Origin of the sequence: Pseudomonas sp. (assembly GCF_049590575.1) — a bacterium.
GTDB lineage: Bacteria > Pseudomonadota > Gammaproteobacteria > Pseudomonadales > Pseudomonadaceae > Aquipseudomonas.
This window is the reverse complement of sequence record NZ_JBAWDE010000171.1, coordinates 1-10,522: the sequence shown is the minus strand read 5'-3', so window position 1 is coordinate 10,522 and position 10,522 is coordinate 1. Positions and strand designations below refer to the sequence as shown.

Annotated in this window: 5 protein-coding genes; all 5 read right to left on the bottom strand. The window is 63.0% G+C overall.

All coding sequences use genetic code 11. The features are described from left to right. A partial coding sequence (locus WBR57_RS12155) for a CHASE sensor domain-containing protein (protein WP_424084037.1) occupies positions 1-528 on the bottom strand: 528 nt, incomplete at its 3' end. Then, entirely contained in the window at positions 525-1,091 is a 567-nt protein-coding gene (locus tag WBR57_RS12150) for a YfiR family protein (protein WP_424084036.1), read from the bottom strand. The genes WBR57_RS12150 and WBR57_RS12155, both read right to left, overlap by 4 nt. A 12-nt stretch (positions 1,092-1,103) precedes the next feature. Then, entirely contained in the window at positions 1,104-3,209 is a 2,106-nt protein-coding gene (recD, locus tag WBR57_RS12145; RefSeq protein WP_424084035.1) for an exodeoxyribonuclease V subunit alpha, read from the bottom strand. After that, positions 3,206-6,880: an exodeoxyribonuclease V subunit beta gene (gene recB / locus WBR57_RS12140; RefSeq protein ID WP_424084034.1), complete on the bottom strand. Its 3,675-nt coding sequence runs from the start codon at positions 6,878-6,880 to the stop codon at positions 3,206-3,208. Before recB ends, recD begins: the two co-directional genes overlap by 4 nt. Next, on the bottom strand, positions 6,877-10,326 hold the full coding sequence (recC, locus tag WBR57_RS12135; protein ID WP_424084033.1) for an exodeoxyribonuclease V subunit gamma: 3,450 nt from the start codon (positions 10,324-10,326) through the stop codon (positions 6,877-6,879). The genes recB and recC overlap by 4 nt, the downstream gene beginning before the upstream one ends. Positions 10,327-10,522 lie beyond the last annotated feature (196 nt).

Sequence of the window (10,522 nt, the reverse complement as noted above, 5' to 3'; positions counted from 1 at the left end):
GCGCCGCGCCAGGTGCAGGGCGACCCAGGCACTGAGGGCCGTGCAGATCAGGATCCCGGCCAGCCCGCTCAGCAAAAAGCGCAACAGGCTGCCGCCGTGGCCAGTCAGGTGGATGCTGCCGATGGGGCGCCCCTGGTGCAGGATGGGCTGGTTGATCGGCTGTTCGAGCAGCGCGTGCGCCAACTCCAGTTCAAGCCGGGACAGCATGCCGGTGTCGGGGCGTTGCCATTGCGCCAGCAATTTGCCGTTTACGTCCAGCACTTGGGCCTGGGCTACTTCTTCGGTGGAGGCGATCAGGCTCAGGGCTTCGGTGGCGGCGGCACTGTCGTTGAACACCACCGCCGCTTCCACGGTGTAGTTGATGGAGCGCGCGATCAGGTGCAGGTTGTGCTCGGCATACACACGCAGCGCCAGTACGCCGAGCAGGGTCAGGGAAATACTCGCCAGGCTCACCGCCACCAGCGCCAGGATCAGGTGCCCCCGGCCAATCACCGAACGCAACGTCGGTCGCGCGTTATCGATCTTCATGGCGCGGGCGCTCGGCGTCGCGACAGTTGCAGCACACTGGGGTGGATGCGCACGCCGCTGCGCGCCACCGAATCGAGGTTGACCTCAAACGACACTTGCTCATCGCCTACTCTCAGGCAGAACAGGCTGCCCACCGTGCATTGGTCGCCGCCTTCGCTGATGCTCAGCACCGGATGGCCGATCAACGAGGCAAATAAGCGGCTGCGTTCATTGCCGGTCAGCTTGCCGATATACACGGCGTCACAGGCATTGATGATATCCGGGTGGTCGGCCAGCAGGCGCTTGACCACTACCGGGCGGCCAGTGGCCTGGGTGGTGCCTTTGACCAGGTCGTCGGTGTACTGGGTCGGGCCGACGATGCACAGGCGCAGTTGCGCAGGCTCCACCGGCCACCGCGCGTAACTGAGGATACCCAGCACCACTTGGGTGACCGCCTGGGCGCGGGAATCGGCGGGGCTGGGGCCCTGGGCAAATACACTAGGCGTGAGCAGGCACAGAACCGCCATCAGCAGCAGGTGTCTCCAGCTCAAACTACGCTCTGTGGACGAGACAGCCACGTTCATGCAGCGTTACTCTCAGGTGTCTTCGGGGTGATGCCGCAACGATAGCACAGCGTCGGATATTTCTGACTCCTGACCCAACTCCAGCATCAACCCACTCAAGCGCTTGACCTTGCGCTTTACCGCTTCTTCAAACACACCGCCACGCGGCTCGATCAGGCTGAACCAGCGCTTGGCCCGGGTGATGCCGGTGTAGATCAGCTCTTTGGTCAGCACCGGGTTCAGCGCATCCGGCAGGATCAATGCAGTGTGGGTAAATTCCGAGCCCTGGGATTTGTGCACGGTCATGGCGTACACGGTTTCCACATCATTCAGACGGCTGGGCAGCACAAAGCGCACACCACCTTGACCGTCGTTACGTGGGAAGGCGACACGCAGCACCTGGGGCCCGCCGTCGCTTTCGGGCAGTTTCAGGGCGATGCCGATATCGCCATTCATCAAACCCAGGCCGTAATCGTTGCGGGTCATCAACACCGGGCGGCCTTCGTACCATTGCTCATCGCCCTCGATCAGCCGCACCTTGCGCAATGCGGCGGTGATGCGCAGGTTGAGACCTTCCACGCCCCACGGCCCTTTGCGCACGGCGCAAAGCAATTGGAAGGCGTCGAACGCTTGCAGCAGTTGCTGCGCCCAATGGGTCCAGGCGAGGTCTTCGCGCGGGGTGTCGAGGGCCGGGCGAGCGCTTTGCAGCAGGTTGAGGTAATAGCGATAACCCTCGGCACCGTCGCCCTGCCCGTCCAGTACCAGGCGTTCCAGGGCCGAGTCGTGCTCGCCTTTGAGGCTCACACAGAACAGATCCGGGTGGCTGCGAGCCACGAGCAATGTGCGCGCTTCGTCGGCGTTTTGCTGGTTGACCCAACGCGCCAGTTGGCCAATGCCGCTGCCTTCGCCGAAACGCCGCGAATAGCGCAGCATCACCACTTGCTGGGCCAGGGGGTGGCTGCCATCGAGGTCTTCGTGCAAGCCGCTGGCGCTGAGGTCTTCACCGCTGACCGCTTGCAGCCACTGGCGCGTCTCGAGGCTGTACCAACCGGCTTCGGCGTCGCGGCACAAATCGCCGAGCACGGCGCCCGCCTCCACCGACGCCAACTGGTCCTTGTCGCCCAGCAGTACCAGGCGCGCATGGGGCGGCAACGCGTCGAGCAGGTTGGCCATCATTTCCAGGTCGATCATCGAGGCTTCGTCCACCACCAGCACATCCAGCGGCAGCGGGTTACCCAGGTGGTGACGGAAATGCCGGGTGCCCGGGCGACTGCCCAACAAGCGGTGAACCGTGGTGACCTGGGTCGGGATTTTTTCGCGCACGCTGTCGAGCACTTTCAGCGACAGCACTTGCTGGCTGATGGATTCGGTAAGGCGCGCGGCAGCTTTACCGGTGGGCGCAGCCAGGCGGATGCGTAACGGCGTGCCGGCCTCCACGGCGGGCGCCTGCAAGAGTGCGAGCAGGCGCACCACCGTCGTGGTTTTGCCGGTGCCGGGCCCGCCGGTAACGATGCTGAATGCACCGCGAGTCGCCAGGGAGCAGGCGAGTTTCTGCCAGTCAATCACGCCATCGGGTGGCGGTTGGTCGAACAAACTGTTCAGACGCTGCGGCAGATCGGCGCCGACGGTTTCCTTGGTCGCCAGGCGCAGGCGCAAGGCCGTATCGATACGTCGCTCGTAGGTCCAGTAGCGGCGCAGGTACAGGCGTTTGCCGGCGAGTACCAAAGGGCGGCTTTGCGCGGATTCACTGCCGTCGACGGCCAGGGCGACCAAGTGGCTGGCCGCCAGGGCATGGCACCAGTGCGCGCCGTCCAACCCCGCGAGCAATTGCGACGGCAGCAGCATCGCGCCGGTTTGCAGGTCGCCTTCGGGCGGCAGGGACAGGGCAAAATCCGGCGCCTTGAGGGTTTCAAACAGGTCCAGGCACACGTGGCCGTGGCCCAACTGGTGGCTGGTCAGGGCCGCCGCGAGCAGCACCAGCGGGTCGGCCTGCGGGTCGAGTTCGTGCAGGAAGCCGACGAACGCTTTGTCCAACGCGCGCAGCCAGCCACGCTCGACCCAACGCTCCAACAGTTGCACAAGGTCAGCGGCGCGGCTGAGGGGCTGCAGTTCCTCAAGCGGTAACGGCGACAGGCTCATAGCAGAACTCCTTGTTCCCAGGCGGGCTCAACCTTGGGCGGGATCGGCTTGCCTTGGAACAACAGGTCCAGGCCTTCGATCAGCTCGCGGGGCGGCCGGGTGAAATACGCGCCTTGGCTGGCGGCCTGAGTACCGCGCAGAAACAGGTACAGCGCACCACCGACGTGGCAGTCGTAGTCGTAATCCGGCAGGCGGGCTTTCAGTTGGCGGTGCAGGGCCAGTAGGTAAAGTACGTATTGCAGGTCGTACCGATGCTCGAGGATCGACTGTTCCATGGCGTCTCGGGTGTAGGCCGAATCGTCAGGGCCGAGCCAGTTGGACTTGTAGTCGGCCACGTAATAGCGGCCGTCGTGTTCGAACGTCAGGTCGATAAAGCCTTTGAACATGCCGTTGAGCAGCACCGGTTCGGCAGCCACGCGCGACACGCCGTTGTGCGTGTGTTGGCACACCAGCTTGTCGAGGGCGAGCACGTCGACTCTGTGGCTGGCGAACCAGAATTCCATCTCGATCTGGTACTGCTGCAAGCTGCTCAGGGTGACGTGGTCGTTATCCACAGGCAGCGGCGTTTGCAACAAATGGCCGAGCCAGCCGCTGAGGGTGACGATCCAGCCTTCCCAGTTGCGGCGGTTGCAGCGGGCGCCCACGGCTTTTTCGATGGCCTCGGGCGTCACGTTGAAACCCTCCTCGCCCGCCCACTCCAGCAAACCGTGGAGGAAGGTGCCGGGATTAGGACCGCGTGGGAAACGGTGAATATCACCGCCGGACGCCGCCACTTCGCGCGGCGCATCGGGGTCCAGGCGTTCGTCATCAAACAGCTTCTGGGCTTGTGGGCTTTCCGGCGCTTCAAGGCTGGCGGCGCTCATGCTGTCGCCGATTCTTAAAGCGCTGTAGGAAGCGATCCACCAATTTTCGGCGGCCTTGCGTTTGGGCAGCAATGGCGCGAGCAAGGTGGCTTCATTGCGTGGCGGGTGGAAGACGATCTGCTGTGCTTCGGGCACGCTGGCGTAGTGGATCGCCGGGCAGCCTTCCTGCAAGTCCAGCAACCAACGCGCCAGGCCGGCCGACTCGCCCAGCATTGCCCCGGCGCCAAGCAGGTAGCCCAGCGCTGACAGGTGCAACACGGAGCTGCTGTTATTGCCACGCTTGAGGTCGGCGATGCCCAGCCAGCAAGCGTGTTTGGCACGTGTCAGGGCCACGTAGAGCAAACGCAGGTCTTCGGCCAGGCGCTCGTCGTCGGCCTGGGCGATCAGCTCGGCGGTCGGGCGCAGGCTGACGTGGGACTTGCCGTGTTCGTCATGGTAATGCAGCGGCAAGCGGCTGCCATCCACCGGCTTGGCCGAGCAGATAAACGGCAGGAATACCAGGTCGTACTCCAGGCCCTTGGACTTGTGAATGGTTACCACCTTGACCAGTTGCTCGTCGCTTTCCAGGCGCAGGATCTGCTCTTCACCGGCTTGGCCAGACAGCGCCAAGTGTTCGGCCAGATGGCGGATCAGCGCCTGTTCACCGTCGAGCTCCGACGCCGCCTGTTGCAACAGCTCGCTGAGGTGTAGCAGGTTGGTCAGTACTCGTTCGCCATCGCTGCGGGCGATCAGGGTTTGCGGCAGTTTGAAATCATGCAAAAGACGCCGCAGCATCGGCAGCACACCCTGGGTGCGCCAGATCGCACGATAACCGCGGAACTGCATGACGCGAGTTTCCCACGCCAGTTCGTCCTGGTTCAGACGCTCCAGTTCCGGCAGTGACAGGTTCAAGGTGACGCAGGCCAGGGCGGCACGCAGCGGGCGCTCGACGTCCGGTTCGGCGCAAGCCTTGAGCCAGGCCAGCAGGTCATGGGCTTCCTGGGCGGCGAACACGGAGTCCTTGTCGGACAGGTACACACTGCGCACGCCACGGGCAGCCAATTCGGCGCGCACGGCCTGGGCTTCCTTGCCGTCGCGCACCAGGATGGCGATGTCTGACGGCAGCACGCCGTTAAAGTTGCCATCCGGTTGTAGGAAGCCAGCAGTGCCTTGCTGCCCACCGTTAAGCAACTCAACAATCTGTGTGGCGCAGGCGCCGGCCAGTTGCTGGCGATACACCGCGTTGGACACCGGCTGATCGGTGGACAGGTGCCACAGATTCATCGCCGGCAGCGTTTGGCCATCGACCTGCAATTGCTCCTTGCGGCCCTGGGACAACACCGAGTGGAACGGCACCGGGTTATCGCCATTCGGCTCGCGGAACAGGAACGCGCCACGGCCGGTTTCGGCACGTTGGAACACGTGGTTCACCGCCTCGACCATCGCGTGGCTGGAGCGGAAGTTGGTGCCCAGGGTGTGGTGCCGGCCGGTGGTGGACTGGCGTGCGCGCAGGTAGGTGTAAATGTCGGCACCGCGGAACGCGTAGATCGCCTGCTTGGGATCGCCGATCAGGAACAGGCCACTGTCGAGGTGGTTTTCTTCGATGCGGTAAATGCTGTCGAAGATGCTGTATTGCACCGGGTCGGTGTCCTGGAATTCGTCGATCAGCGCCACCGGGAACTGCTCGCGGATCACACTGGCCAGGCGCTCGCCGCCGTCCGCTTGCAGGGCCGCGTTGAGGCGGATCAGCATGTCGTCGAAGCCCATTTCGGCGCGTCGGCGTTTTTCTTCTTCGAAACGTCTACCCACCCAGCCGGCAGCGTGTTGCAACACGGCGGCGTCAGGTGTCGGCAATGCGTCAAGAGCGGCCTTGAGGCCGGCCATTGCGTCGATGCCGGGGTGCTGCGGCGGCTCGCCCTTCCAGGCTTCGGCCATGCCGTCGGGGGTCAGGCGGGTGAAGCCGGTGCCGATATCCAATTGCTCTAGGGCTTCGTCGGCAGCCCACGCGCTGATCTTTTCGAACCAGGGCTCGAAGTAACGCGCTTGCATCTTGCGGCCATCGACGGCTTTGGCGGCGACGGCCTGCAGGCAGATATCACGCAGCTCAGCGGCCCATTGTTGCCACGGCGCCTTGAGGCTGACCAGCGCTTCGCGGCGTTCCTGCAGGCAGGCGTTGATCAGCTCGGCGGGCTCTCGGGCTTCGTCGGTGGGGCGTTCGCTGCCGAACAGCGCGCGCACGCGCGGCATCAGCGCGGCGGGGCCGCTCCAGTTTTTGCGGACCCAGTTGAGCGCGTCGTCGTGCATCGGGTAGCAGAACAGCCGCCAGTAGTCGCGCAGCACTTCGCCGAGCAGGTCGCTGTGGTCGGTTTCCAGGGTTTGTGTGAACAGGCTGCCGCTGTCGAATGCGTGTTCGCGCAGCATGCGCTGGCACCAACTGTGAATGGTCGATACGGCGGCTTCGTCCATCCACTGTGCGGCGATGTCCAGGCGATTGGCGCAGGCAGGCCACTGTTCGGAGAGATATTCGTCGCGCAGGTCGGCGATCAGGGCATCCGGCTGCTCGATTTCATCGCGGAAAAAACGCGCGGCTTCGGCCAGCCGGATGCGGATGCGTTCGCGCAGTTCTTTGGTGGCGGCGTCGGTGAAGGTCACCACCAGGATCTGCGGCGGCAGCAGTTCGCGGTCGAAACCGGACGCGTCCCCCCCGTGGCCGAGCACCAGGCGCAAGTAGAGGGCGGAAATGGTGAAGGTCTTGCCGGTGCCGGCGCTGGCTTCGATCAGTTGGCTGCCTTTGAGCGGAAAGCCCAAGGCTAAAGGTTTACTGATCATGTGCCGGCCGCCTCGCTGGTGAGTGATCGCCACGGGGCATTGAGCAACGGGCGATACAGGGTTTCGCACCAGCCTTCGAATTCTTCGCTGGCCACCAGGCTGGCGTAATCGGGGAACTGCCGGGTGAGCGCCGGGCTTTCGCGGCGTTCGCCGTCGGTAGTCAGGCCGTCGCCTTCATAGGCTTTACTCGCGGCGGCCTGCGCCTTGACCGGATCGGTTTGGCCGAGCCAGGCGAAGGCGGTTTTGACCGCTACCGGCAGCGGCTTTCTCATGCCCGCCTGCCAGGCCAATAGCAGGTTGCCAAGGATTTCCTGGGCAGTGGATGTTTCCAGCGGGGCGAGCAGCAAGGTGTCGTCACTCGCGACCAGACCGGTGCTCAGTGGCAGGCCGCATGCGCAAGCGACCACGTGGTTGACCCAAGGGCGAATCAGGCGGTGCCACTTGCGAGTCTTGATCGAACCAATGCTGTTGGGGATAGTGCTCACGCTGAGCAATCCGCCATCAGCGCGTCGGTGCAGGCCACTGATCCAGCCTTCCAGCTGGATGCCTTGATGCTCAAAACTGATCGGTTCGGCGGTGGTGTGCGGGGTTGGCCAAAGGGCCAGAAGCTGTTGGTAGCGTTGCAGCAAATCGGGCAACGGTTCGATCAGTTCGTTACGCAGGCACTCGCCGAAACCAACCATCGGCAACAGGCCACTGCCTTGCAGGCGCAATGCCTGGGCATTCAGGGCCTGGTCGAGATGATCAGGCTGGCGTAGCGCGGCGCTCAAAAGGCTGTCGCTCAGGCTGTAACGCTGCAGCGCGTCCAGCACGAAAGGTTCTTCATCGGCCAGCGGCACTTCGGCGGCTTCGAAGAATACTTTCAGACGTTGGCTGAAGAAATGTTTGACCGGGTTGCGCAGGAAGTCCTGCAACTGCCCGAGGCTGAGGGGCTCTTCCTGCTGATGCTGTGTCAGTTGGTCTTCTTCCGGGGGAGCATCCGGTGCCTCGTGGAGCAATTGCCATTCGCGGGCGTAGCTGAACAGTTCATCGCCAGCGTGGAAATACCGGGCGCTGAAAGGCTGCAGCGGGTGCTCCTGGGTCATTGCTTCCAGCAGTTCTTCTGGCCCTGCGTTGTGCCAGCCGCTGGCGAGGTGGTCGCGCAATTGACCGATCAATACCGAGGCCGGGCGATCACTGTTGTCGCGGATGCTGCGGCCGACCCAACTGATGTAGAGCTGGTCACGCGCAGACAGCAGTGCCTCAAGCAACAGATAACGGTCATCTTCGCGGCGCGAGCGGTCGCCGGGGCGGTAGTCGCTGCCCATCAGGTCGAAGTCCAACGGCGGTTGCGCGCGCGGGTAGTCACCATCGTTCATGCCGAGCAGGCAAACCAGCTTGAACGGGATCGCTCGCATGGGCATCAGGGTGCAGAAATTGACAGCACCGGCGAGGAAGCGTTGGGACAGGCGACCTTGGTCGAGACCCGCGAGCCAGGCTTCACGGACTACGGTGAGCGGTAACTCATCCTGCAGACCGACTGACTCGCAGGTTTCCAGCCAGGTTTCGCGGAGTTGCTCCAGTTGCCCGAGCAGGTAGTCGTCGTGTTCGCTGCTGGGCAGGAAGAACAACTGCATCAAGCGTTGCAGGCGCTCGCCCCACTCTTGTGGAGCCGCCGGTTGGGACAGCGCTTGGTGCGCATCACTCAGGGCGTCGAGCAACGCGACCAGAGGGCCGATCAATGCTGCGTCGAGGCCTCCGATTTCGTCGTAGGGCTCGATGCCGTCGCAGGCGAGCCAGGTGCCGACAGCGTAACCCAGCAGCATACGGCGTAAGCCAAATCGCCAGCTGTTTTGCTCGAGTTCTGCAGGCAAACCGAGCCCGGCACGTTGTTCGGCGTTGAGACCCCAACGGATACCGGCGCCTTCAATCCAGCGGTGCAGTGTGGGCAGGTCGCGCTCTTTGATCGCGAAACGTTCGCGCAAGGCGGGGACGTCGAGCAAGTCGAGGATTTCACTGACAGGGAAGCGGCTGTCCGGAAGTTTGAGCAGGTGCTCGACGGCAATCAGCAGCGGGTCGCGACCGCGCTGGCCCTGGTCAGTGAGCGTGAAGGGGATGAAGCGCGGGTCGCTTCTTTCGAGTTGGCCGAACACGGCGCGAATATGCGGCGCATAGCTGTCGACGTCGGGGACCATGACGATAATGTCCCGAGGGCGCAGCGCTGGGTCGGCGCTGAAGCGCTGGAGTAGCTGGTCGTGGAGGATTTCCACTTCACGTTGGGCACTGTGGGCGATGTGGAAACGGATGGAGTCATCGCTATTCAGGTCGACGTCCGGCCAGAGCTCGCGTGTCTCGTTGAGCGGGCGCAGCTCGAGGATATCGTCCTGGAGTTGGTTGAGCAGTGTGGTGGGATCGTTTTCACTGAACAGATCGATGCGGCCGTCTCGGAATGCCGCGCGGTAGCTGTTCGGGTCATCGTAACTGTCCAGCAGGCTGATGTAGTCGCGGCCTTGTTTACCCCAGGCGGCGAGCAGTGGGTGGGCGTGCTGGTGCAGGGTTTGTGGATCAATGGTGACTGGCATGCCCGCCTTGCGCGCTTGGCGTTTGTATTCGTTACGCAGCAGGTCTTTGTCGGCAACGATGTCGGACCAATGGTGGCGACAAGGGTTGTGTACGCAGAGCAGGACCTGACTGAAACGCGCCAACCCGGCGAGTGCCTCCAGCGCTTGGGCGGGCAATGAAGAAATGCCGAAGACGATCACCCGCGAAGGCAAGCCCGGGGGCGCCTGCTCAAGGGAATTAATGCGTTCGATAAAGCGTTGGTGTACGCCGGCACGACTTTGGGCCATGCCCTCTTCACCGACATCCAGCAGCAACGCGCGCCATAATTCGGCTTGCCAGCAGTTTGCGGGATTCAGCGGCTTGGATTCGCCTCGAGCGTTGCGCAGCTGGTGGCGACCTGCTGCCCAATCCTCAAGCCAATCGGCACGGTAGACCTGGTATTGGTCGAACAAGTCGGCCAGGCGTTCGGCAAGTTGATAGCGTTTGCGCAGGTCAGTGTCGTGGGTCAGAAAGCGCTGCAGGGGCTCGAAGTGCGGTCGGTTGATCAGCTCCGGGAGCAAGCGCATCAGACGCCAGGTCAATGGCGCTTTATCGAGCAGCGACTTGGGAGGGATTTCGTCACGTCCCAGGACCATTCGGTAAAGCTGCCACATAAAACTACCAGGAAGTTGCACGTCGATGGCGGCAGCGATGCCGCAGCCACCCATGTCATCGTCTTCCGGGTCTTCAGCCAGGGCCAACTTGAGCCATTGGGCGATGCCGTTGCTTTGTACCAGCGCGATTTCGTTTTCGAGGGGAGCGAGCGGATAACGACGCATCCAACTGACCACCAGGCTGCGCAGTTCGTCCAGGCGGTTGCCGTGAACCACCATGAATCCAGCGCTGAGGGACGTCGCATCCGGCATAACGGCTTCCTTGGGAAAAACTGAATCGAGGCATGGACTTTAGCATTGAAGGCCACCGTAATGAGCCTCTTCGCACTTTCCAACCGCCCAAAACAAAACCCCTGTTTGCGTTAGCAAACAGGGGTTCTGGAATTTAATCTTGACGATGACCTACTCTCACATGGGGAAACCCCACACTACCATCGGCGATGCATCG